At 47.7% G+C, this 22447-nt stretch carries 23 protein-coding genes and 1 tRNA gene; 16 read left to right on the forward strand and 8 right to left on the reverse strand.

Annotated elements, in window-relative coordinates; all coding sequences use genetic code 11:
* Positions 1-134: 134 nt before the first annotated feature.
* Positions 135-1271: a tetratricopeptide repeat protein gene (locus IEV98_RS01930; protein WP_188504246.1), complete on the reverse strand. Its 1137-nt coding sequence runs from the start codon at positions 1269-1271 to the stop codon at positions 135-137.
* Positions 1272-1359: 88 nt separating this feature from the next.
* Between IEV98_RS01930 and IEV98_RS01935 the strand changes: the two genes are divergently transcribed.
* A complete protein-coding gene (locus IEV98_RS01935; protein WP_188504247.1) occupies positions 1360-2640 on the forward strand; it encodes a replication-associated recombination protein A in 1281 nt (426 codons plus the stop codon).
* Here the strand turns inward: IEV98_RS01935 and IEV98_RS01940 are convergent.
* The 3 genes from IEV98_RS01940 to IEV98_RS01950 all read right to left on the reverse strand — a co-directional run bounded on the left by IEV98_RS01940 (position 2605) and on the right by IEV98_RS01950 (position 5961).
* Positions 2605-3462: a glutamate--tRNA ligase family protein gene (locus IEV98_RS01940; RefSeq protein ID WP_188504248.1), complete on the reverse strand. Its 858-nt coding sequence runs from the start codon at positions 3460-3462 to the stop codon at positions 2605-2607. The two genes, IEV98_RS01935 and IEV98_RS01940, sit on opposite strands and share 36 nt — an antisense overlap.
* A gap of 362 nt (positions 3463-3824) precedes the next feature.
* Positions 3825-4664: an alpha/beta hydrolase gene (locus tag IEV98_RS01945; protein WP_229738523.1), complete on the reverse strand. Its 840-nt coding sequence runs from the start codon at positions 4662-4664 to the stop codon at positions 3825-3827.
* 85 nt (positions 4665-4749) lie between these two features.
* Entirely contained in the window at positions 4750-5961 is a 1212-nt protein-coding gene (locus tag IEV98_RS01950; RefSeq protein ID WP_188504250.1) for an alanine dehydrogenase, read from the reverse strand.
* A gap of 227 nt (positions 5962-6188) precedes the next feature.
* On the opposite strand from IEV98_RS01950, the gene IEV98_RS01955 reads away from it, so the two are divergent.
* The 4 genes from IEV98_RS01955 to IEV98_RS01970 all read left to right on the forward strand — a co-directional run bounded on the left by IEV98_RS01955 (position 6189) and on the right by IEV98_RS01970 (position 10438).
* Positions 6189-8117, forward strand: a complete 1929-nt coding sequence (locus IEV98_RS01955; RefSeq protein ID WP_188504251.1) for a polysaccharide biosynthesis protein — start codon at positions 6189-6191, stop codon at positions 8115-8117.
* Positions 8118-8190: 73 nt separating this feature from the next.
* Positions 8191-8874 carry a tetratricopeptide repeat protein gene (locus tag IEV98_RS01960; RefSeq protein WP_188504252.1) on the forward strand — a complete coding sequence of 228 codons (684 nt, stop codon included), beginning with the start codon at positions 8191-8193 and terminating at the stop codon, positions 8872-8874.
* A gap of 73 nt (positions 8875-8947) precedes the next feature.
* Complete coding sequence (gene ribH, locus IEV98_RS01965) at positions 8948-9451, forward strand: 6,7-dimethyl-8-ribityllumazine synthase (protein ID WP_188504253.1); 504 nt, start codon at positions 8948-8950, stop codon at positions 9449-9451.
* Positions 9452-9688: 237 nt separating this feature from the next.
* Positions 9689-10438: a hypothetical protein gene (locus tag IEV98_RS01970; RefSeq protein ID WP_188504254.1), complete on the forward strand. Its 750-nt coding sequence runs from the start codon at positions 9689-9691 to the stop codon at positions 10436-10438.
* On the opposite strand, the gene IEV98_RS01975 is transcribed toward IEV98_RS01970, so the two are convergent.
* Positions 10435-10833 carry an RNA-binding S4 domain-containing protein gene (locus tag IEV98_RS01975; RefSeq protein ID WP_188504255.1) on the reverse strand — a complete coding sequence of 133 codons (399 nt, stop codon included), beginning with the start codon at positions 10831-10833 and terminating at the stop codon, positions 10435-10437. The genes IEV98_RS01970 and IEV98_RS01975 overlap by 4 nt on opposite strands.
* 116 nt (positions 10834-10949) lie before the next feature.
* On the opposite strand from IEV98_RS01975, the gene IEV98_RS01980 reads away from it, so the two are divergent.
* Genes IEV98_RS01980 through folP form a run of 3 tightly spaced genes read left to right on the forward strand, consistent with a single transcriptional unit; the run spans position 10950 to position 13200 of the window.
* Positions 10950-11768, forward strand: coding sequence for a 2,3,4,5-tetrahydropyridine-2,6-dicarboxylate N-succinyltransferase (locus tag IEV98_RS01980; protein WP_188504256.1), 819 nt, complete (start codon positions 10950-10952; stop codon positions 11766-11768).
* Between the two features lie 23 nt (positions 11769-11791).
* A complete protein-coding gene (locus tag IEV98_RS01985) occupies positions 11792-12370 on the forward strand; it encodes an L-threonylcarbamoyladenylate synthase (protein WP_188504257.1) in 579 nt (192 codons plus the stop codon).
* A 23-nt stretch (positions 12371-12393) separates the two neighbouring features.
* Complete coding sequence (gene folP / locus IEV98_RS01990; protein WP_188504258.1) at positions 12394-13200, forward strand: dihydropteroate synthase; 807 nt, start codon at positions 12394-12396, stop codon at positions 13198-13200.
* 18 nt (positions 13201-13218) lie between these two features.
* On the opposite strand, the gene metG is transcribed toward folP, so the two are convergent.
* The gene (metG, locus tag IEV98_RS01995; protein WP_262892472.1) at positions 13219-15294 is read right to left on the reverse strand and encodes a methionine--tRNA ligase; all 2076 of its coding nucleotides are present in this window, start codon (positions 15292-15294) and stop codon (positions 13219-13221) included.
* Between the two features lie 131 nt (positions 15295-15425).
* Between metG and IEV98_RS02000 the strand changes: the two genes are divergently transcribed.
* The 8 genes from IEV98_RS02000 to IEV98_RS02035 all read left to right on the forward strand — a co-directional run bounded on the left by IEV98_RS02000 (position 15426) and on the right by IEV98_RS02035 (position 19875).
* Positions 15426-15833, forward strand: a complete 408-nt coding sequence (locus IEV98_RS02000) for a DoxX family protein (RefSeq protein WP_188504259.1) — start codon at positions 15426-15428, stop codon at positions 15831-15833.
* Positions 15834-15838: 5 nt separating this feature from the next.
* A complete protein-coding gene (locus IEV98_RS02005; protein WP_188504260.1) occupies positions 15839-16504 on the forward strand; it encodes a class I SAM-dependent methyltransferase in 666 nt (221 codons plus the stop codon).
* A gap of 99 nt (positions 16505-16603) precedes the next feature.
* Positions 16604-16675: transfer RNA gene (locus tag IEV98_RS02010), tRNA-Glu, on the forward strand.
* 247 nt (positions 16676-16922) lie between these two features.
* Positions 16923-17924, forward strand: coding sequence for a sodium:calcium antiporter (locus tag IEV98_RS02015; protein WP_188504261.1), 1002 nt, complete (start codon positions 16923-16925; stop codon positions 17922-17924).
* 251 nt (positions 17925-18175) lie between these two features.
* Positions 18176-18637, forward strand: a complete 462-nt coding sequence (locus tag IEV98_RS02020; protein ID WP_188504262.1) for an RrF2 family transcriptional regulator — start codon at positions 18176-18178, stop codon at positions 18635-18637.
* Positions 18627-19022, forward strand: a complete 396-nt coding sequence (locus IEV98_RS02025; RefSeq protein WP_188504263.1) for a group III truncated hemoglobin — start codon at positions 18627-18629, stop codon at positions 19020-19022. Before IEV98_RS02020 ends, IEV98_RS02025 begins: the two co-directional genes overlap by 11 nt.
* 23 nt (positions 19023-19045) lie before the next feature.
* Positions 19046-19393, forward strand: coding sequence for a DUF488 domain-containing protein (locus IEV98_RS02030; protein ID WP_188504264.1), 348 nt, complete (start codon positions 19046-19048; stop codon positions 19391-19393).
* A gap of 17 nt (positions 19394-19410) precedes the next feature.
* On the forward strand, positions 19411-19875 hold the full coding sequence (locus IEV98_RS02035; protein ID WP_188504265.1) for a hemerythrin domain-containing protein: 465 nt from the start codon (positions 19411-19413) through the stop codon (positions 19873-19875).
* 26 nt (positions 19876-19901) lie between these two features.
* On the opposite strand, the gene IEV98_RS02040 is transcribed toward IEV98_RS02035, so the two are convergent.
* Positions 19902-21062 (reverse strand): alpha-hydroxy acid oxidase, encoded by a 1161-nt coding sequence (locus IEV98_RS02040; RefSeq protein WP_188504266.1) that lies wholly within the window; start codon positions 21060-21062, stop codon positions 19902-19904.
* On the reverse strand, positions 21059-22444 hold the full coding sequence (locus IEV98_RS02045) for an FGGY-family carbohydrate kinase (RefSeq protein ID WP_188504267.1): 1386 nt from the start codon (positions 22442-22444) through the stop codon (positions 21059-21061). Before IEV98_RS02045 ends, IEV98_RS02040 begins: the two co-directional genes overlap by 4 nt.
* Positions 22445-22447: the final 3 nt, after the last annotated feature.

Raw genomic sequence — 22447 nt, forward strand, 5'->3', positions numbered from 1 at the left:
ATCTTGATTGTGATCAGCCCCCGCAATCCCCATTATTCAAGTCGCTAAATTTAATCAAAAAACCGCTAATCTTTATTACGTAATTGTCATACGATTTGTTTGACTTTTATTTGTTACGAAAGACACTCAGCGGATCAATTATCTACGGGTTTCTCTCCCCTAAATAATATATTTTTGAGCGTATCATACCGGTTAAGCGCAAGGGCCGCCCCGTCATAGTCACCAGCTTGATGATACAAATTGCCCAGTGCATCCTGAATGGCCAACTGCATGCCCATAAGGTGATCTTTTCTCGCCAAATCATTGGCCACTTTATACTCTTCAATGGCTACCCGGGGATTGCCCGAATGTTTCTTTGTTTCGGCAAGATTAAAGATGATGTCGGGCAACTGCTCGGTAATTCCTTCCCGATCAACAATGGTCTTCGCTTGCACCAAAAACCACTGGGCTTCAGGATATTTATTTTGGAGCGTATAGATAGCTGCTAGTGTGCGGTACGCAGAAGCGCGACCGGCCTCATCCCGCCCCCGGCGAAACAAAGGCACCACCTTCCGGATGATGTCACGCTCGGCCTCATGCGAAAACCCTTGCTTGGCTTTTATCAACGCCAGCTCCATCAGCGCCCGGGCCTGGTGGCTGTTATCACGGGCCTTCACCGCACGATCATACAATTGCTGGCGAAGTCCCTGTGCCTTATCCAACTGCCCGAGGTATTCATACGCGACTGCCAGGTTATGGGTAATGACTTCCCAATCGGCCATATTGTTCGTCGCCTGCTTAGCACGCATTGCCTTTTCGAAAAACTCAACTGCAAGATCAAAGGCACCCAATGCAACGTATTCCATGGCTAACCGGTTTTGGATATCAGCCAACAGACCGGCGTCAGTTACCGTATTGTTGCGATCTGCAGCAATCAGTAACTTACCTTCTACACTAGCTGCCTGAGCTTCGGTGACGGACATGTATTTTGCGGCTACATTACCATTACCGGTCATGACCAACCTGTGGTAATATTTCATCCTATTCACATACTCGTCAACAACTGCCGAATCGATTTCTTTCTCAGCAAAGCGGTCGTCCAATAATTCCTCTTCCGTTTTGGGCGGCGGGAGGTGATAAACTTCCGGACCTATTCCGGCAAATGTGCTATCGTATTTGGCTATGACACCGGAGAAATCGACATGTTGCTGGGCAAAGACGCAGGTTAAAACACCCCAAAAAAAGAAGAAAAAGCATGCTGCATGTCGCAACAGCGATTGTTTTACCTTCATATATCATTCTAATCTGCGCACTAAGGTACAAAAATTGTTCCTTACTTTTTCTCATTGTCCTATATTCCGATTACATTTGCTAAAAATCATGGCAACACAAATTCCATTAGCGGAACGTATGCGCCCCACGACGATTACTGATTATGTAGGGCAGCAACACATCATTGGTGACGGGGCAGTGCTGCGCAATACGATCCAACAAAACAACATTCCGTCGATGGTCTTGTGGGGTCCGCCAGGCGTCGGCAAGACTACGCTTGCGTTCATCATCGCTAAGCAACTGAACCGGCCGTTTTTCAGTCTGAGCGCCATCAACTCCGGCGTGAAAGACGTGCGCGAAGTCATTGATAAGGCCTCGCAGCTGCGCAATTTCGAACAAGAACAACCCATCTTGTTCATCGACGAAATACATCGCTTTTCCAAATCGCAACAGGATTCACTGTTAGGCGCTGTAGAAAGGGGACTGGTTACACTTATCGGTGCGACGACCGAGAATCCTTCTTTCGAGGTCATATCAGCCTTGTTGTCGCGATGCCAGGTGTACGTGTTGGAGCACCTCAGTGAGGACGAGCTGGTCAGCATCATCAACAAGGCGCTGAAGGAAGATGATTACCTCAGCAAACAGCAGGTCACCGTCAAGGAACACGAGGCCTTGCTCCGGCTCTCGGGTGGCGACGCCCGCAAACTGCTCAATATCCTCGAATTGGTCATCAACGCCGCAGGTGGAAAACCGCTTGAAATCACCAATGATTTCGTACTCAAGCAAGTACAGCAAAACATGGCAATGTATGACAAAGCGGGTGAGCAGCACTATGACATTATATCTGCCTTTATCAAATCAATCCGTGGCAGCGATCCCAACGCTGCAGTTTATTGGCTGGCACGAATGATAGAAGGCGGGGAAGATCCGCTTTTCATCGCGCGGAGGTTACTCATTCTTGCCGCCGAAGATATCGGAAACGCCAACCCCAATGCATTGCTGCTTGCCAATAATTGCTTTCAAGCCGTCAACGTAATCGGCTGGCCTGAGTCGAGGATCATACTTTCACAGGCGGTGACATACCTGGCGTCATCGGCCAAAAGCAACGCAGCCTACGAAGCGATTAACAAGGCGCAAGCATTGGTGCGGCAAACGGGTGACTTGCCCGTACCGTTACCTATACGTAATGCACCCACCAAGCTCATGAAGCAGCTCGACTATGGCAAGGATTATCAATATGCCCATGCCTACGAAGGGAATTTCGTGGCACAAGAGTTTATGCCCGAGCGATTGAGCGGCACTAAACTATACGACCCGGGGAGGAACCCCGCCGAGGAAAAACTACGCGAGAAGCTACGGCTGAACTGGAAGGATAAATATGGGTATTAGTGGGGTCAACTCCTCCCAACTGGCGATCGGATTTGGTGTCCCTGCGAGTTGCCCGACCATTCGATAAATAGCCGCTTTGGTATACCCTTTTCTGCGAAGGTAACGAATGGAAGTAGCCCCTGCTGATTTAGCGAGCTTTTTGTCATCTTCGGTCTTTAATAGCACGTGGTGCCGGAACGTGGCGCCAATAAAATCATGGTATCCAAGCAGTTGAGCCAAATTGACTTGGGCCAATGTGGAGGGCCACAGGTCCTCTCCCCTCACAATTAAATCGACACCGAAGTACCTATCATCTATCAGAGACGTTAATTGGTACGCCGGAAAACCATCTTTTTTACGTACTACAAAATAGTGCATGTTTTGGGCAAGGTGCTGGGTTGACGTATCAACACGCCAGTTGTAGCCCGCTGCGTCCAATGATAATCCGCGATGGACACAGGTACCCGTGTAAACACCCTCGGGATGATTACGGAGCAGTGTGGTCCGCGAACAATCGCAGGCAAACACCAACCCACGGTCACGCAGTTGCCGCAGCCCTGCCTCATATCGTTCCATTCGATGTACCTGCGAGTAAACGTTCGTGTAATCGCGGTAATCTTTCGGGCCTTCATCCCACGGGATATCCAGGTAAGCCAAGGTCTCGAAAATATCCTCCACATATTCCGGCTTCACACGCTCCCGATCAAGATCATCAATACGTAGCAGGATCCGTGCGCCCGATTGCCTTGCCAGGGCCACGGTAACCGCAAAAGAAAACACATTTCCCAGATGCAGGTAGCCACTGGGCGTTGGGGCGATACGGGTACGTAAGAATCGTTGCATCAAGGACCAAACTTAGCAATTTTCATGAATAACACCATTTCCGTTATTGAATTGCCCAGGTCATTGAGGGCCTGAAAATGTACGCTTTCGGAACACTTGCTGTCCGATATCGCACAGTCGCAGTATACTGAAAAATACCATTCCGCTGATTCTCTTTTAATTACGGTTTAGGCACGCTATTTATCTTTTTTTGGCACAGGGATGCAACGTTTCGGCGTCAATGGCGTCTATATCATAATCAAGCGCTGATGCAATCCGTGAAAGAATTGAACGTATACCAAAGATATAATGTGTGTTTGTGAATCACTGGTAAGCTGGCATCGCTCCCCGCGTTTAGCCAGCTTCCAGCTGGTTCGTTATCGCTAAATACCCATTAACCATTCCAAAAAATGGTCAGCCCATTTATCCGAAGTGGTTTTGTTATGTAAACCAAATCCGTGCCCCCCTTTTGGGTACGTGATGAGTTTCGCAGCTATGCTGTGTGCTTTCAATGCAGCCACATAAGCTTCGCTATTGGCAATCGGCACTGCCGTGTCATCCTCGGCATGTACCAAAAAAGCGGGTGGTGTATCAGGTGTCACCTGCAATTCATTGGAAAACCGGTTGACATCTGCTTCACTTGGGTTAGCGCCCAAAAGATTCTGCCTGGAGCCACCGTGCGTTATCCCGTTCTGCATGCTAATGACGGGGTACAACAACAGCGAGAAATCCGGACGCAACGAGGTGTGTTTGGGGTTGTCGATCACCGCTTTGCTAAAATGGGTGGAAAGCGTGGATGCCAAATGCCCACCGGCGGAAAATCCTGCGACACCGATCTGATTTTCATCAATTCCCCACTCGCTCGCCTTTTCGCGGACCAGTTGTATGGCTCGCTGCGCATCCTGCAACGGACCTATCCGCTTATCAATCATGATTTCGTCTTTAGGGAGCCGGTACTTCAACACAAATGCCGCAACGCCGTTCGAGGCAAGCAATTTCGCAACATCGTGGCCTTCATGGCTTATCGCCAAAATGCCATACCCTCCACCCGGACAGATGATTACCGCTTTACCGGTATTCACCACATCATTGGTAGGGAAATAAGCCGTAAGTGTGGGAATGGTTACCCCACTTACGCGGGTAATGCCATTGTCATCGGTGGCAGATGTTTCTTCCATAGCAAATGACTTACTATTCGGCACTTCACCATCATATAAATCCATCACAACTTGGCTATGGACGGAGAGGACAGCAGCAAGTAATATCGCAAAACATAGTGTTGTTTTTATAAACTGCATTTATGAGATACTAATGGTTAGAAACGACCAACAAATCTAGATCCTTTGGTGTAAGGTTGAATTTATTCGCAATATCCTTGTTCGTCAGATGGCCCTGGTACAAATAGATGGCGTTCCGGATTCCCGGTTTCGCCCAAATGAGGTTCATGATCCCCCCCATCTCGCCAATATCCAAAAGAATCGGCGTAAAGATATTGGTTAGGGCATAGGTAGCTGTCCTTGCCACCCGCGATGCAATATTGGGCACGCAGTAATGGATAACATCGTATTTCCGGAATACCGGTGTCTCATGATTGGTGATTTCAGACGTTTCGAAACAACCACCCTGGTCGATACTGATGTCAATCAGTACCGAATTGGGTTTCATCTTCGAAACAGTCTCTTCGCTAATGATACATGGACTTCGGCCATTAGTAGCCCGTGTAGCTCCAATGACCACATCGCAGCCGATTACCGCTTTACGCAAGACAATAGGCTGGATTACCGACGTAAACACGCGACTGCCTACATTGTTCTGCAAACGCCGCAGGCGATAAACGGAGCTGTCAAACACCTTGACCTGGGCACCCAATGCGATTGCGGTCCGCGCGGCAAATTCACCCACCGTGCCTGCACCCAGGATAACCATTTCCGTGGGGGGCACCCCGGTAATTCCGCCCAGCATCAATCCCTTACCATCAAACACGTTGCTTAGGTACTCGGCCGCTATCAGCACCGATGTAGCCCCGACAATCTCGCTCATGGCGCGCACCACGGTAAGTGTATTTCCTTCGTCGCGCAAATATTCGTAAGACAGCGCCGTCACCTTTTTTTTCATGAGGGCGTGGAGATGATCGATACTCATCAATGAAGGCTGCTGGGAAGAGAGCAATACCTGGCCGCTTCGCATCATGTCGACCTCCTCTAAAGTAGGTGGCGCGATCTTGATAATGATATCCGCTTTATAGACTTCTTCTTTATCGCGCACAATGCGTGCACCCTGTTCGCTGTAGTGATGATCAAGAAAATTAGCCCCTTCACCGGCGCCACTTTCCAACACCACATCATGCCCGTTCTCGATGAGCAATGCGACAGATAATGGCGTCAATGGCACACGGTTTTCCTGAAAACTGATTTCCTTTGGTATTCCTATATAGAGGCTGTTTTTCTTTTTCCCCGTTTCAAGCATCGCTTCCTGCGGTTGTAACAATGCTTGACGCGCCAACTTCGATAGCTCACTCATGATGCGCTCACTTTATCCATACAATTTGGGTTCAACACATGCGAAAATACTCAAAGTTTTAATAAAACTAGGGCAAATTATACGCGAATAGTCCAACTCATTTACCCAACTCGCTTACCGATAACGATTTAAAAAAATCACCGAACTTGTTTGATAATAGAAAATAAGTATATTTGAGGCGCATTTACGGTATTGCGACAAGAATGTGTTGCCTTTAATCACGCTGGATGTTTGATAGATTTAACATCGTTCCTCGTTGGATTATTTTTACACTGGATTTGTGCTGTAGTGCAATTGCCTTGTTTTTCGCGTATCTTTTACTCAATAGTTTCACCTACGACACCATCAATTCCGCCGATTTTAGCCGTAAACTCTTGGTGGTATTAAGTGTAAGTACGCTGATTTTCTACCGATTGAAAATGTATGCCGGCATTGTACGGTACACCAGTGCATTGGACTCGGTACGCATTTTATCCTCGGTGTCGTTGTGTGTGGCCACGCTGTTTTTGATTAATACAATCCTGATTGCCCTCAACCGCCCGCCGCTGATGTCCAACAGCTTGTTGATTGCCTACGGATTGATGAGTTTCCTGCTATTGATTACCTATCGTTCTACGGTAAAACTATTCTTTTTGTATATCAAGAACATCAAGGCTACCCGGAAGCAAACGGTCATCTATGGTGCTGGTGATCTAGGCATTGCCGCCAAACGTACACTGGATCATGATCACAATGCCAATAACGCGGTGGTCGGATTCATTGATGATAATATCCAGAAAGTAGGTAAAATAATCGATGGAATACATATTTATCACACCGATTATTTCGAGCAGCTCATCATACAAGGCAAGGTCGATGAGCTCATCATATCCTCCCACAATATCCCAATAGAGAAAAAAGCCAATATCGTGGATCTCTGTCTGGAGCGCAATATCAAGGTACTCACAATGCCACCGGTGCACCGATTGATCAACGGAGAAGTAACGCCCAACCAGATCCAGAAAATGCGGATCGAGGATCTGCTGGAACGCGAGCCCATCAAAATCAACAATCAATCTATCCGGCAGCAACTAAGCGGCAAACGCATATTGGTAACGGGTGCCGCCGGATCCATTGGCAGTGAAATTGCGAGGCAACTGGGGAAATACGGTCCGCAGATGATCATTCTCAATGACCAAGCAGAAACCCCGCTACATGAGCTGCAACTCGAACTGGAAGATTTGCAGAAAAACCAAGTATATCATGCATTTATAGGCGACATCCGTGATACAGAGCGTATGGAAGCGTTATTCAGCGTCTTTAAGCCACATTACGTGTACCATGCTGCCGCATACAAGCATGTGCCAATGATGGAAAATCATCCGGTCGAAGCGGTACGCACCAATATCATGGGCACTCGGCTCATCGCTCGTTTGGCAGTGAACTATGGGGTGGAAAAATTCGTTATGATTTCCACCGATAAGGCGGTAAACCCGACCAATGTCATGGGCGCTTCTAAACGCATCGCAGAAATCTACGTGCAGACGTACTTCAACCATTTATCGAAGACACACGCCCTGCTCAACGGAAGCGATAGCGTACACACACGGTTCATCACTACGCGATTCGGCAATGTACTGGGTTCCAACGGCTCCGTAATACCCAGATTCAAAGCCCAGATTGACAAGGGAGGGCCGGTAACCGTGACCCACCCCGAGATTACCAGGTATTTTATGACCATACCCGAGGCCTGCCAATTGGTCTTGGAAGCCGGGTCTATGGGTAACGGCGGAGAGATTTACGTCTTCGACATGGGTAAGTCGGTAAAAATCGTTGAATTGGCAAATAAGATGATCAAACTGTCTGGCCTCATCCCCAATAAGGACATCACCATTGAATATTCGGGCTTGCGCCCGGGCGAAAAATTATATGAAGAATTGCTCAACGATCTCGAAAACACCCTTCCCACACATCACCACAAAATCATGATCGCCAAAGTAAGGGAATATGATTTCCAGCAAGTAGAAAAACAGATTGATGTACTGATCAACATAGCCAAAAACCAAAACGAACGAGAAATCGTGCTGAAAATGAAGGAATTGGTGCCCGAATTCAAGAGCAACAATTCGATATACGAAGAACTTGACCAAAAGCAGAAAAATGGCATTGATATCTGAAACGGTGTTTTACAAAAACCCTTGGATATAAGTTGTAAAAGTGTATTTTTGCAGTCCGAATTTAACAACAGAAATGTCAAAATATCAAAACCATAAAGCTGCGGCCTCCGATTCCGTGCGAAAAACCGGAAATAGCAGTTTCATTCTGGAAAATCAAAAAAGTTTGGTCTTCATCGTGGGCGGTATCGTTGTATTGATATTGCTCTACATTGGTTACCAGCGATTTTACCTCGCTCCGCGCGCAGAAACAGCTGCCGATCAGCTTTTCAAAGCGGAGACTTATGCATCGATCGATTCATTGCAGCAACGGGCCATTGATGGTGATGGGTCCTACCCGGGCTTTAAGGAGATTGCAGACGAGTACGACAACACCAAATCCGCCAACATTGCAAATGCTTACCTGGGTGGACTCTACCTGCGTCAAGGCAACTACCAAGAAGCGGTAGCTGCATTAGAGAAATATACCAGTACCGGCAGCATCGTACTCGATCCGCTGGTCATTGGCTTACTTGGAGATGCTTATTCGGAGCTCAAGGATTATAAAAAGGCGGCATCTTTTTATAAAAAGGCGGCCGATAAAAATTCAAACACCTTTACCTCGCCGCTTTTACTCAAAAAATTGGGCCTCGTGTATGAAGCGCAAAACGATTTTAAACAAGCATTGGATGCCTATAAGCGCATCCAATCCGATTTCCCGGAAAGTCACGAAGCAACGTCTATAGAGAGTTATATTGCGCGTGCGGAGGCACAGTTATAGTCCCTCCAATGGACAACGGATAGCAATAAGTGACCGTGGCTGCTATAATAGGCAGCCTTTGTTTTGAAGGAATATGGCAAGTCACCACAAAAATCTATCAGATTTCTCATCGATCGAAATCGCTTCGGCAGCACCCTACAGTTTCGGTATTGCTGTATCGCAGTGGAATGCTGAAGTGACGGGCCGTCTACTAACGGGCGCTTACGATGCGTTAAGAAAACACGGCGCACTCGAGGAAAATATCCACCTTGTACAGGTACCCGGCAGTTATGAACTAACCAGTGGGGCGGATATCATGCTCCGCGATGGTAGACTGGATGCAGTGATGTGCCTCGGATGTGTCATTCAAGGAGAAACCAGGCATTTTGATTTTATTTGCAGTGCGGTTGCCCATGGCATTACCCAAGTGGCGTTGAAACACAATAAACCCGTTATCTTTGGCGTTTTAACTACTGACAATCTGCAGCAGGCATTGGATCGAGCTGGGGGAATACATGGCAACAAGGGAGAAGAGGCAGCCGTGACCGCCATTCAGATGGCAGCATTGGGTGCCCGTGAAGCAACTCATAACGAATAATTATCTACGAATGAAAAGGAAGCTCATCATCGGTATCGCCTTCATTGTGCTCGCGTCGCTATCGTGGCAATCCTGCTCAAGAAAAACCTGCCCCGCCTACAATACTTATCCGAAAACAAAACGGGTTCGATAATTGTTACCCTCAATCATACATTTATATCCATATTGCGATCATTCGTACCTTCACGCTTTCAGCTTAGTAAGCAAGCATTTTAGCTGAAAAAAAGAATTATTGAGATGATGCATAACGTTGTTAATTTCAAGCTAAGCCTTTGTATTGCATTATTGTGCTGGATAACAGCCGTAAGCGGCCAGGTTGCCCAATCAGACATTGTTGATAAGCTATGGACAGCGATAGGTGGAAAAGAGAATTGGCAAAATGCTCGGTACTTTATGTTTAGCTGTACGGGCGGTGACAACCATTCATTCGCACAAGGTGTGCGTAAATATCTGTGGGATAAGCAATCGGGAAATTGTCGTTTTGAAGGCATAACGACGGATGATGAAGCGGTCATTGTGCTGTTCAATATCAAAACAACTAAAGGCACCGTGTATATCAATGGTGTAAAACTTGACAACCCCCATACCACGGAGGATGTTATCGACGAAGTAATCGCTGAATTTGACAGGGATGCCCATTTCTTGTTCCTGCCCACTGTTTTGGAGGGCGAGGGGGCTTCGTATACGATAGCTGGCGAAAAACTAGTCGGATCTCAACGCTTTACGGTTGTCAATGTCACCAACCGAAAAACCAGCTTTGAAGTAGCCGTAGAAGGCCAATTATATGTCGATTCACAAACTGGCGAAGTCCAGCAGTGGCGACCCAGCCATGACACCAATCAGTTCTCCATCGGTGGTTTCAAAGATATTGGCGGCGGACTGATATTGCCTACCCGTTTCACAGGCAAGGACACAACAACAAGCATTACTTATCCACTCGCAGCGGCATTGGTCAGTATAGAAGGTCAAAAATTTAATACGCCCTAACCGTCTTTCCACCAGTCGCTTTGTAGTCCGTCGATCTCCCGGCGTTCTTTTTTTGTGGGCCGACCCGTTCCGCGATCCCTTTTTAGCACAGCAGCGTGGTGTGCTGTTTTGTAGCCGAACGTATCCTCCGGTGGCGTAAGGTCTTCATAAAAACCGATGGCTGTTTTGGCATCTACACGTTTATCCAATAAGTTTGTTACCCGCAGCACCTTCTTTTCAATACCTTTCTGGATATGGTACGTATCTCCGACCTTTACCACAACGGAAGGTTTAATGCTGCGTCCTTCGAGCTTCACGCGGCCCGCTTTGCAAGCGTCGGTTGCCAAACTCCGTGTTTTGAACACGCGAATGGCCCATAAATACTTATCTATGCGTAGCTTTTCGATTTCAGCCATGGCAACAAACTTAACTAAAATGCCCTTGATATGAAAAAGATTTTCCGGCTGTTGGCTGGGGGAAGTCACAAGAATTTGCTTTCTTTGCCCCGACAACGTTCATTACACGAAGCGCTATGATTAAAGAGTTAAGAAAACTGGTTGAAGACGCTTGGGAAAACCGGCAGCTTTTGGAATATAAGGAATACCGCGAAGCCATTGAGGCTGTGATACAGCGATTGGATCGGGGCGAATTGCGGGTAGCCGAACCCATTGGTTCCCGTTGGCACGTAAACGATTGGATCAAAAAAGCTGTAATCCTTTATTTCCCTATCCGCCAAATGGAAGAGGTTGCTACCGGGCCGTTTGTATTCCATGACAAAATGAAGTTAAAGACCAACTATAAGGAATTGGGTGTACGGGTGGTTCCACACGGAATAGCACGCTACGGCGCGTATCTAGCCAAGGGCGTTATCATGATGCCATCCTATGTCAACATCGGTGCCTATGTAGATGAAGGCACGATGGTGGATACTTGGGCAACGGTTGGGTCCTGCGCCCAGATCGGAAAAAATGTACACCTTAGCGGTGGGGTAGGCATTGGCGGCGTATTGGAACCCGTACAGGCGGCACCCGTGATCATAGAAGATAATGTATTCGTGGGATCACGTGCCATTGTAGTAGAAGGCGTACACGTCGAAGCCGAGGTTGTATTGGGTGCGAACGTGGTGCTTACGGCATCCACTAAAATCATCGACGTTAGCGGATCCGAACCTATTGAATACAAAGGAATGGTACCTGCTCGGTCGGTAGTCATTCCCGGATCATATACCAAAACGTTCAGTGCCGGTGCATACCAGGTTCCCTGTGCCTTGATAATCGGTAAGCGAAAGGAATCTACCGACAAAAAAACATCGCTCAACGATGCCCTGCGTACACATGATGTGGCGGTCTGATAGCCGAAACGGATTCCAATCGCATGCTTAGTAGCGCTCAACCATCGGATATCAACCAGGCACTGGACACCCTACGTGACGGAGGACTCATCCTTTATCCGACAGATACGATATGGGGCATCGGGTGTGATGCCACCAACCCCGACGCCGTAGAGCAGGTATTCCGCCTGAAAGGCCGCGGCCAGGACAAAAGCCTGATTATCTTGCTAGATAGCGAAGATAAGTTACCGAGTTACGTACAGGAAGTGCCGGAAATCGCCTATCAGCTTATCGAGTTTACAGAACGGCCACTTACCATAGTTTACTCAGGCGGCAAGAATCTTGCCCCCAATCTCCTTGCCGGAGATGGCAGTATTGGCATCCGGATTGTGGAACACCCTTTTTGTTCGCCGCTGCTTCGCCGCTTTCGAAAGCCCATCGTTTCCACATCCGCCAATCTAAGCGGCCAACCATCACCCAGAAACTTCATGGAAATCACCCCGGAAATCATTGATGGAGTGAGTTATGTGGTTTCGTATGGCCAGGATGACCCAAACCAGGGCATGGCATCCATCGTGATGAAACTTGAAGCCGGCGGAAAGTTTTCATTTATCCGTAAGTAACAAGAAAGGACAAGTTTTGTGAGATGAACGCGGGTGGCAAATTGATCGACCTCTCTTCGCCGAAAGTGATGGGCATCTTGAACATCACACCGGATTCCTTTTACGACGGTGGGCGGCACAACCGGGTGGACACGGCCCTCCTACAGGCCGAAAAATTATTGTCATCGGGTGCCGACATCCTGGATATCGGGGCTTACTCTTCCCGCCCGGGAGCTGCAGACGTCGATGCCGATCAAGAGCGAGCCCGACTCCTCCCGGTGATTAACGCCATTATGACCAGATTCCCCGAGGCCATCCTTTCCGTCGATACCTTTCGCTCCGATGTGGCCCGGGCGAGCATCGCTGCCGGGGCGCACGTGATCAATGACATTTCCGGCGGAACATTGGATGCGAATATGTTTTCCACGGTTGCCGAGCTGCGTGTCCCTTATATCCTCATGCATATGCGGGGCACCCCAAACACCATGCAGCAGTTAACAGATTACCGGGATGTGGTACAAGACGTGAACCTGTTTTTTGGAAAACAGGTAGCCATATTACGCGAATTGGGGGTTAAAGATATTATCTTGGATCCCGGTTTTGGATTTGCCAAGACACTAGAACAGAACTATGAGCTGCTTTGGCATTTGGAAACCCTTCACGTACATGGATTGCCTATCCTGGGCGCGGTGTCTCGCAAATCCATGATCTATAAGAAATTGGGCATCAAAGCGGCGGATGCGCTGAACGGTACAACCGTCCTCAACACGATACTCTTGCTGAAAGGTGTGCAGATCCTTCGCGTGCACGACGTAAAGGCCGCTAAAGAGGCCATCGCGCTGCTTCAATAGCCGCGCTGCCTCGACAGCTTATCGAATCACGCTTCCGGCACGGATATCGGTCTGCGGAGCCACGAAATCCAAACGGCCATCGGTATCTTCTGCCATCAAAATCATGCCCTGCGATAAGATTCCCTTTATTTCACGGGGCTCCAGATTGACCAATATAGCCACTTGCTTACCCACGATTTCTTCGGGAGCGAAAAACTCGGCGATGCCCGATACCACGGTACGGTGATCAATTCCCGTATCGATGGTGAGCTTAAGCAATTTTTTGGTTTTAGCCACTTTCTCCGCAGCGAGGATTTTACCCGCACGGATATCCATTTTCACGAAGTCATCAAACCCGATATTGTCCTTGGTTTCGGCCAAGGCTGTTGCGGCATTCGCATTACGCTCCTTGGCGATAGAAAGTTTCGCGAGCTGGGCATCGACCTGCTCGTCCGTAATCTTTTCGAAAAGCAACTGTACCGCTCCCAGCTGGTGGCCCGCACTTAGCAAGGCGTTACCACCCGCGTTTTTCCAGTCGCGCCCGTCAAAACGAAGCATTTCAAACATCTTATCCGCCGTACGGGGCAAAAAAGGCTGCGCCAATACGGCTAAATTGGCGGCGATTTGCAGGCTGACATTCAAGATCGTTTGCACCCGATCCTCATCCGTTTTGATCAGCTTCCATGGCTCCGCATCGGCCAGGTATTTATTACCCAGACGGGCTACATTCATGAATTGCGCCAAGGCCTCGCGGAAGCGGAATTGTGTGATTGAACCTGCGATATGTTTGGGATAACGTTCCAGTTCCGAAAAAATAAATCGGTCCGTATCGGTCAAGCTGGTTGCCGGCATCACCTTCCCGTCGAAATATTTATGTGAAAGCACCAATACACGGTTGATGAAGTTGCCAAAGATCGCTACCAACTCATTGTTGATCCGAGCTTGGAAATCTTTCCAGGTAAACTCGCTATCAGAGGTCTCTGGCAGGATGGAGGTGAGCACATAGCGCAGTTCGTCCTGCTTACCAGGAAACTCCGTCAGGTACTCATGCAGCCAAACCGCATGATTACGTGAAGTAGACAGTTTGTCGCCCTCTAAATTGAGAAACTCGTTGGCGGGGACATTCTCTGGCAAGATGTACTCGCCATGCGCATGAAGAATACTCGGAAACGTGATGCAATGAAATACAATATTGTCTTTGCCGATGAAATGGATCAGGCAAGCATCATCCGCGGGATCAGCCTGCTTTTTCCAATATTTTTCCCAATCATTTCCCGTGTCCAATGCCCATTGCTTCGTAGCAGATACATAACCAATCGGTGCGTCGAGCCACACATACAACTTTTTACCCTCAGCGCCTTCCAGCGGCACGTCAACACCCCAATCGAGGTCGCGTGTCATCGAGCGGGGTTGCAGCCCCGATTTAAGCCAAGACCGGCATTGCCCGTAGACATTAGGCTTCAGCACCGCTTTCTTCCCTTCGAGCAACCATTTTTCCAACCAGGGTTGGTATTTATCCAACGGCAGGTACCAATGCTTGGTTTCACGAAGCACCGGAGGTTTCCCACTGAGTGTAGAGACCGGATTAATCAGGTCCGTCGGACTGAGCGATGTACCGCATTTCTCACATTGATCGCCATATGCACCTTCATTTTGGCAATTGGGGCATGTACCGGTAATATATCGGTCAGCCAGAAATTGATGATATTCCTCATCATAATATTGCGCAGTCACCTGCTCGATAAACTCCCCTTTTTCGTAGAGATTGCGGAAAAATTCCTGCGAAAGTTCGTGATGTATCCGTTCGGAAGTACGGTGGTAGATATCAAATGAGATCCCGAATTCTTCGAAACTGTCTTTTATCTGTGCGTGGTACTTGTCAATGATGGCCTGTGGCGTGGTTCCTTCCTTCTTGGCTTTGATGGTAATGGCAGCGCCATGTTCGTCCGAACCGCATACATACACCACATCCATGGCGTTCAGGCGCAGGAAACGCACGTAGACATCAGCCGGAATATAGGCACCTGCGAGGTGTCCGATATGCAGTGGGCCGTTGGCATAAGGTAATGCCGAGGTAATCGTATAACGTTTGAAGGGTAAAGCTATATTACTCAATGTATTTCAGTTATTTAGCGGGTAAGGACGCAATTATTACAGAAAAATGAATCCCATTGTTTGCAACTGTGGCAAAGATAAATCAATTTGCGCGGAATAAAATAGGTGGTTGAACAAAATCGTAAATCAATATGGCTGCACTTTCTTCATTAGGTAGATTTAAGAATACTGGATTGTTGCTTATCCGCATCGGGCTAGGTATTATGTTCGTGATGCATGGTTATCCCAAGCTCATGGGTGGACCAGACCGATGGGAAGGCGTGGGTAGCGCAATGGGGCATGTCGGGGTTACGTTTCTTCCTGTTGTTTGGGGACTGGCTGCTGCACTAGCCGAAACCCTTGGTGGCCTATGTCTAATACTCGGTTTATTTTTCAGACCCGTAGCACTTGTGCTTGCGTTTACGATGCTGATTGCAGCACTATCCCACCTGGGCCGGGGTGATGGAATCAAAGGGGCATCCCATGCCATCGAGATCGGTGTCGTCTTTTTAGGTCTTGCGTTTGTGGGGCCCGGCAAATATAGCATGGACAAAAAGTAGTTAATATGGACAGCTCGATTGATTTTAAGGCCTTGGCAGCCCAGTTATCCAAACCAGAGGGCGATATGGGGATCAAAACTGCTGAGCATATGAATATAAGCAATGCAGACATGACTCGCCATGCTGTGGATCTGCTCGATTGCGGGGATAATGATCAGGTACTGGAGATCGGTCCAGGCAACGGGCACTTTGCTTCATACGTATTGGCCAAAGGGCCTAAAATCGTTTATACAGGAGTCGACATCTCAAAGACCATGGTTGTGACCGCTCGAGAAATCAACAAACACCACATCGACGCAGGCCGGGTTACCTTCCAGCACGTGGATGGCATACATCTCCCGTTTTCGGACCAAACTTTTGATAAGGTATTTACCGTCAATACCCTCTATTTCTGGACAGAACCTGCCAAGCAATTGGCTGAAATCAAGAGGGTACTAAAACCCACTGGTATATTCGTCTTGGCCATTGCGAGTAAGGCATTTATGGAACAGCTTCCATTTACCACCTATGGGTTTACGCTCTATACGCCGGAAGAGGCACAAAAGCTGCTGTTGACCAATGGTTTCGACCTGTTGGATATCAAGGTACGAGCGCAGAAAATCACGGGTGCCGCAAAACAAGAAATGGTGCGTGAAGAAGTATTTATCCTTGCCAAGGAAATGATACACTGACCACACATCAAATTTATATGATTTTTTTTGGAAGAAATGGAAATACTCCTATCTTTGCAGACCGAAAAAACCCAGCGTTTGGATTTTGACGGTAAAAAAGGCCCGTTCGTCTAGGGGTTAGGACGCAAGATTTTCATTCTTGAAACAGGGGTTCGATTCCCCTACGGGCTACACATCTTGAAGTCAAAACATGAAAACGCCTGCATTCAATTTGCAGGCGTTTTCATGTTTTTACAGCGCCTCGTTCATGCAATTATCCGGATCAGAAATTTTCATCTTGGCGTGCGTTTCGCATCAAAAATTCTTACCTTGCATCAACGTATTTGCGCCTACAATCCTTTCAGATCGGTGAGTGGAGAGAAGGGATACCGCAAGCCGCCGATAGCGATGATTGATTAAGGACCTAATTCATTAATAAGTGGAGCTTAATTTCGGAATCAATTTAAGTATTATCCTATTTATTATCGCATCCGGTATAATTTGGTTTTTTTGCACGAAGCTGTCTACGCTTGTTGATTTCATCGATGTAGAATTTAATCTGGGAAGCGCGTTCGGAGGAACGATGATTCTCGCCATAGTCACCAATTTGCCAGAAATAGCGATTACGATAAATGGTGCTATAAAAGGTGATATTGACATGGCAACTGGAAATATTCTAGGTGGAATTGCCATCCAATCGACGTTGCTGGCGCTGTTCGATTTCGCGTCAAGAAAACAATCTAAACCACTTTCCACGCTAACCAGCAGCGAAACTAGCATCCTGCAAGGACTTTTCCTTGTTGCGATTTTGACCATCGTTATTATCGGGCACTTATTTCGCAATACGTTGCTTTTTGCAAGAACTACACCGCCGGAGCTGCTCATCGGCCTCATGTGGATCGCCAGTATTTTTGCGATGAAAAAATTTCAGAAAAGCTCCCCCCTTCCACTTAAAGAAAAAGCGAAAACCAGGCTTTCCAAAACTTCGGCATTGATAGGGCTCGTTGTTGTATCCATTATCATATTGGTATTTGGTGTGTTACTAGAAGCTTCAAGTTCTGCCATTGCGGCCCACTACGAAATAAACGGTGTCATTTTCGGCGCAACGGTATTAGCGCTGGTAACCTCATTACCTGAAATTTCAGGTGGCTTGGCCTTTGTTCGCAACAAATCTTATCAACCCATCATCAGCGATATATTTGGTGGGAATGTTTTTTTGCCCGTTTTATTTCTTCCTGCTACCCTGATTACCAACAACGCGATATTGCCCAGTGCCAACAACGTAAACATCTACCTAACGAGTATCGCCATGCTGGTTACGCTTGTATACCTTTCCGGGATGATTATCAAAAGCGATAAACGACACAGAGGTATGGGTACGGATTCCTGGATAGCTTTAGGGGTTTATTTTATTGCAATGATTGGGCTTTTCTATCTGTAAGGACCAAATTGATTGTGTATAACGAACTGCCAGATAGATATTGCGGGTGGCCGGTCCCTGTTTGACGACGATGATAGCCTATTTCTCTCTCTAGGCCTTTCGTGTCGTATCAACAAGCAACCACCGATGCAATAGCTGATAACCAACCATCCTCGGCACAATAGAATTCCGGAAACCGACATTCTTGCTATTTAAGACAAATTTGTCGTAAATAAGAAACTTTCGTATCTTTGCCATCAAATGGCAAGTTAATGTTTTCAAAATCATGCGAATACGGCATCAAGGCAGTAATCTATATTGCCACACAGACGCTGCAAAACAAACGAGTTAAAATCGGCGATATTGTAGACAATATCGGTTCGCCTGAAGCCTTTACCGGGAAGATTCTGGGCACATTAACCAAACGGGGCATTGTCATTTCCTATACAGGGCCTTATGGTGGATTTGAAATCGACCCACTCAAAATGGAATCGACAAAAGTGAGCGATATTGTCTGTGCTATGGATGGAGACACACTGTATAACGGATGCGGACTGGGGTTAAACGAATGCAACAGTAGGCAACCTTGCCCCATGCACGACAAATTTGTCGTTGTCAGGTCGCAATTAAAAAACATGTTGGAAACAACGACCGTCCACGATCTCGCAATGGGGTTGAAATCGGGGAGATACTTCCTCGCTCGCACTAACTGCACGATGACCAATGGAAACTAGAAAAAACATATCGAATCTTGACGACATCAAACTGTTGGTCGACAATTTCTACGATAAGGTACGTGAGGATGACCTGTTGAAAGCTATTTTCAACAATGTCATCCAAGACCGCTGGCCAGCACATTTGGAGAAAATGTATCATTTTTGGCAAACGGTTCTATTAGGGGAGCATACGTATTTCGGAAGCCCTTTTGTGCCCCACGCGGAGCTACCTGTCGAAAAAAGTCATTTCGATCGTTGGATGGAACTGTTTGTCGAGACTGTCGATGAATACTTCATCGGTGAAAAGGCTGAAAGAGCGAAGTGGCAAGCCGACCGCATGGCAGAAATGTTTCTGCACAAAATACAGTACTACAAAAACAACCCGGCACGGCCCCTGTTGTAAGCTCGATCTATACATGTTGTTTTATGGCAAGATTCAAAATAAAACGTATCTATGATCCTCCTGCTGACGCGGATGGTTACCGCATATTGGTGGACCGGCTGTGGCCGAGGGGGCAACGCAAGGAAGAAGCCAAGCTTGATGAATGGAAGAAGGAGATCGCTCCCTCAACAGCGCTCAGAAAATGGTTTGACCATCGACCTGATCGTTTTGAAGCGTTTTCGGCAAAATACCGGGAGGAACTCTCCACGAAAGTATCAGACCTCGCCAAGTTGCGTGAGCTGGCCAAAAAAGGCGGGGTGACCTTGTTATACGCCGCGAAAGACGAAAAGGTTAATCATGCCTCCGTATTAATGCAAGTGTTGGAATCTTAAACAAATCCCAAACGGCCATGAATGACACCAAACCATTGAAAAGGAGTGAGTACCTGAAAGCCATCAGCCGTGACCACCATCATGGCCTGTTGCTGTGCTGGAAAATCAGGGAAGGCTTCAAACGGGGTGTATCGGCTGACCGCATTAAACCATATATCGACTGGTTTTGGCAATCCCACCTAGCCAGCCACTTTGATATCGAAGAAAAACACGTCTTTCCGGTGTTGGGCAGTAACCATGAATTGGTAAAAAAGGCCCTTTCCGAACATCGACGGCTGAAACGATTGTTTATGCAGGAAACGGATATCTGGCGGTCGTTAAATTTGATTGAGGAAGAGTTAGATAGCCATATCCGCTTCGAAGAGCGGATATTATTTAATGAGGTGCAACGAATCGCAACTACATTACAGCTTTCCACTATCGCCAAACACCACAATGCTGCAACCCACTGTGACGACTGGTTGGATGAGTTTTGGAAATAAATGCGGCTAACCGATCAGCTGTAAGTCTACGAGGAGGCCAACGCTGTCGGAAAATCGCCAACCTGTTCGCAGCAGACCTGCTCCATCACCTGCTTTAATTGAGCCTTCAACAGCGCAATGGTATGATCACCTCCCTGCTTGCCCAAAGCGGACACTCCGTACATAAACGGACGCCCCATAAAGGTAAACTTAGCACCGCATGCCAACGACCGTCCAATATCGGGGCCAGAACGCAAGCCGCTATCAATCATAATGGTCATTTTGTCGCCGTAGCTATCGGCTAGTCCTTTTAAGGGTTTTATGGTAGACTCGCCTGCGTCAATTTGCCGTCCACCATGGTTGGATACGATGACCCCATCTGCCCCCAAGCGGATACTTTCTTCCATATCCTCGTCACACACCACGCCCTTGATGACCAATTTACCCTTCCAAAGATCCCGGATGGCTTTAATTTTTTCGGAGTCCACACGCCCAGTAAACGTAGCGTTCATGAACTTTCCGAGCTGTTTGATATCGAGGTCCTTTCCCATGTAGGGTTTTAATGTGGCAAAAGTAGGCATGCCGGCTTTCAGAAACTCAACGGACCACGCCGGCCGCAAAGCTGCCTGGATGAAATTGTTGATGGTGATTTTAGGCGGCATGGACAGCCCTGCTTTGATCTCGCGGTAGCGTAACCCGAAGGACGGAACATCTACCAGAACCACCAATACAGGACATTCTACCGCATCCAGCCGACGTAAGATGTCATCACGCAGCTTGTTTTCTGTGGGGTGGTAAAGCTGGAACCAAAACTGGGATCCGGCGACTTCTGCAATCTCTTCAATACTTGCCGTAGACACCGTGCTGAGGATATAGGGGATATTATGCTTCCGTGCGGCTTTGGCCAAAATGACTGGTGCGTTTGGCCACATCAATCCCTGCAATCCGATGGGTGATATACCAAATGGCGCATCATAAACATGGCCAAACAATTCGGTGCGCATGTCTACACCCCTGTGCTTCTTAAGGTACCGCGGGATAAGTTGGATATCGCGAAAATCGGCCTCGTTGCGCCAGAGGTTTAGCTCATCGTTGCATCCGCCTTCGAGGTAATCAAAGGCGAACTTGGGGATACGTTGCTTGGCCTTTTTCTTCAAGTCTTGTACCGATGGATATTGGGGATTGTATTTCAGTAATTCGGGATTCATCTATGTTGCTCTTTATTTTCGTTAGCATGTGCGTAAAACCGCAATTCAATCAGGTCATTGGGCAGCGGACGTTTGTTCCATGTGGCGTGAATGGCCAATGCTGCCCCTACGGCGGTGGCTTGTGCCATGGAGGCTGCAAACACTTCCATCTCCGGGAACGCATCTGCCAACAAGTTCATATAGACCGTGTTTTTGCTAAAACCCCCATCGACGAAAATACGTTTTACATCGGACCCCTTGATCGCCAAACCGGTAGAAATCTGTTGCAAATCTACCAGATCCATCATGAGGCGGTGGTACGCTTCGTCGTATGAAGTGTAATCCGACAGGTTACGTTGTGCAAATGCCGATACCTTGCCCCCTATCGGTGCGGGTCCTCCAACTGCTTTCCGTAACTTGGCTACCAGATTGGGGTCATATGCCATATTCCGATAGCGACTGGTTGGTTGGCCGAAATGCTCTGCAATCCGTTTCACCTGCTGTTCATGCTCGTAACCCGCAAAGAGCCGGGATGCCTTAACAGGCGTTCCCTGGTAGTGCATGTAGCAAAGGCAGTCGGCTTCCAGCTCTGCCTTAGTCAGCGGTGTATGGTTAAACGGATTGAGGCTGATGCACCATGTACCCGTAGATATCAGCACAAAAGGCTCGTGAAAACTGACCAGGTAAGGTATGAGTGCAGCCGAGCTATCGTGCAATCCCACTCCTACACCATATCCATTGCCTGGAAAAGACGCCGGAAATACGGCATCTCCGGCGACAATGGGGGCCAACTTATCGATAATACCCTCCCGGCGCACCCATTCATGGTAGTCATTTGCCGTAAAATCCCAAAGGTGGGTATGGCAGCCGATACTCGTCATATCGGAGTACATACGTCCTGAAATCAGAAAACTCAGGTATTGCGGTAGATGTAGGGCACAACGGATTCGCTCAAAAAGCGCAGGTTTCTCATATTTGATCCGGTACAATTGCATACCCGAATTGAGACTGCCTAAAATGGGTGAGGCCGTAGTGTACGCGACTTTCTCTTCCCCACCGTAGGTTTCATAAAATTTCCGTTGCAGGTTATCGGGGTAAGGCTTCAGGTAGTTATATAGCGGTGCCACGGGTTTACCATCTTCGTCAACGCAAACCAAGCTAGCTCCATACGCTGCGAAGTTGATCGCTTTGATGTCAAACTCGGACCTTCGGAATACTTCGTGCAACGAATCAAAGACAGAAAGCCGAAGGCTTTCCAGGTTTTCACATGGGTCGCCATCTTCATCTACCGTTTCGGTGAACCGCGCTGATCGCTCGAAAACAATTTTATATTGTTCGTTGAAGAGGAACAGCTTCTTATTGGTCTTCCCGACATCAAATATCGCTATAACCGGCGTTTTCATTTT

Origin of the sequence: Parapedobacter pyrenivorans (genome assembly GCF_014636865.1) — a bacterium.
Taxonomy (GTDB): domain Bacteria; phylum Bacteroidota; class Bacteroidia; order Sphingobacteriales; family Sphingobacteriaceae; genus Parapedobacter; species Parapedobacter pyrenivorans.

Excerpts from the sequence above, each read along its gene's own strand:
- IEV98_RS02030 (WP_188504264.1), top strand. The coding sequence starts at position 19,046 with ATGGCAAGATTCAAAATAAAACGTATCTATGATCCTCCTGCTGACGCG.
- IEV98_RS01975 (WP_188504255.1), bottom strand. The coding sequence starts at position 10,833 with ATGGCTGAAATCGAAAAGCTACGCATAGATAAGTATTTATGGGCCATT.
- IEV98_RS02000 (WP_188504259.1), top strand. The coding sequence starts at position 15,426 with ATGGCTGCACTTTCTTCATTAGGTAGATTTAAGAATACTGGATTGTTG.
- IEV98_RS01950 (WP_188504250.1), bottom strand. The coding sequence starts at position 5,961 with ATGAGTGAGCTATCGAAGTTGGCGCGTCAAGCATTGTTACAACCGCAG.
- IEV98_RS01970 (WP_188504254.1), top strand. The coding sequence starts at position 9,689 with ATGATGCATAACGTTGTTAATTTCAAGCTAAGCCTTTGTATTGCATTA.
- IEV98_RS01935 (WP_188504247.1), top strand. The coding sequence starts at position 1,360 with ATGGCAACACAAATTCCATTAGCGGAACGTATGCGCCCCACGACGATT.
- ribH (WP_188504253.1), top strand. The coding sequence starts at position 8,948 with ATGGCAAGTCACCACAAAAATCTATCAGATTTCTCATCGATCGAAATC.
- IEV98_RS01955 (WP_188504251.1), top strand. The coding sequence starts at position 6,189 with ATGTTTGATAGATTTAACATCGTTCCTCGTTGGATTATTTTTACACTG.
- IEV98_RS02035 (WP_188504265.1), top strand. The coding sequence starts at position 19,411 with ATGAATGACACCAAACCATTGAAAAGGAGTGAGTACCTGAAAGCCATC.
- IEV98_RS01945 (WP_229738523.1), bottom strand. The coding sequence starts at position 4,664 with ATGGATTTATATGATGGTGAAGTGCCGAATAGTAAGTCATTTGCTATG.
- IEV98_RS01985 (WP_188504257.1), top strand. The coding sequence starts at position 11,792 with ATGCTTAGTAGCGCTCAACCATCGGATATCAACCAGGCACTGGACACC.
- IEV98_RS01940 (WP_188504248.1), bottom strand. The coding sequence starts at position 3,462 with ATGCAACGATTCTTACGTACCCGTATCGCCCCAACGCCCAGTGGCTAC.
- IEV98_RS02005 (WP_188504260.1), top strand. The coding sequence starts at position 15,839 with ATGGACAGCTCGATTGATTTTAAGGCCTTGGCAGCCCAGTTATCCAAA.
- IEV98_RS02025 (WP_188504263.1), top strand. The coding sequence starts at position 18,627 with ATGGAAACTAGAAAAAACATATCGAATCTTGACGACATCAAACTGTTG.
- IEV98_RS02020 (WP_188504262.1), top strand. The coding sequence starts at position 18,176 with ATGTTTTCAAAATCATGCGAATACGGCATCAAGGCAGTAATCTATATT.
- IEV98_RS01960 (WP_188504252.1), top strand. The coding sequence starts at position 8,191 with ATGTCAAAATATCAAAACCATAAAGCTGCGGCCTCCGATTCCGTGCGA.
- IEV98_RS01980 (WP_188504256.1), top strand. The coding sequence starts at position 10,950 with ATGATTAAAGAGTTAAGAAAACTGGTTGAAGACGCTTGGGAAAACCGG.
- IEV98_RS01930 (WP_188504246.1), bottom strand. The coding sequence starts at position 1,271 with ATGAAGGTAAAACAATCGCTGTTGCGACATGCAGCATGCTTTTTCTTC.
- IEV98_RS02040 (WP_188504266.1), bottom strand. The coding sequence starts at position 21,062 with ATGAATCCCGAATTACTGAAATACAATCCCCAATATCCATCGGTACAA.
- IEV98_RS02045 (WP_188504267.1), bottom strand. The coding sequence starts at position 22,444 with ATGAAAACGCCGGTTATAGCGATATTTGATGTCGGGAAGACCAATAAG.
- folP (WP_188504258.1), top strand. The coding sequence starts at position 12,394 with ATGAACGCGGGTGGCAAATTGATCGACCTCTCTTCGCCGAAAGTGATG.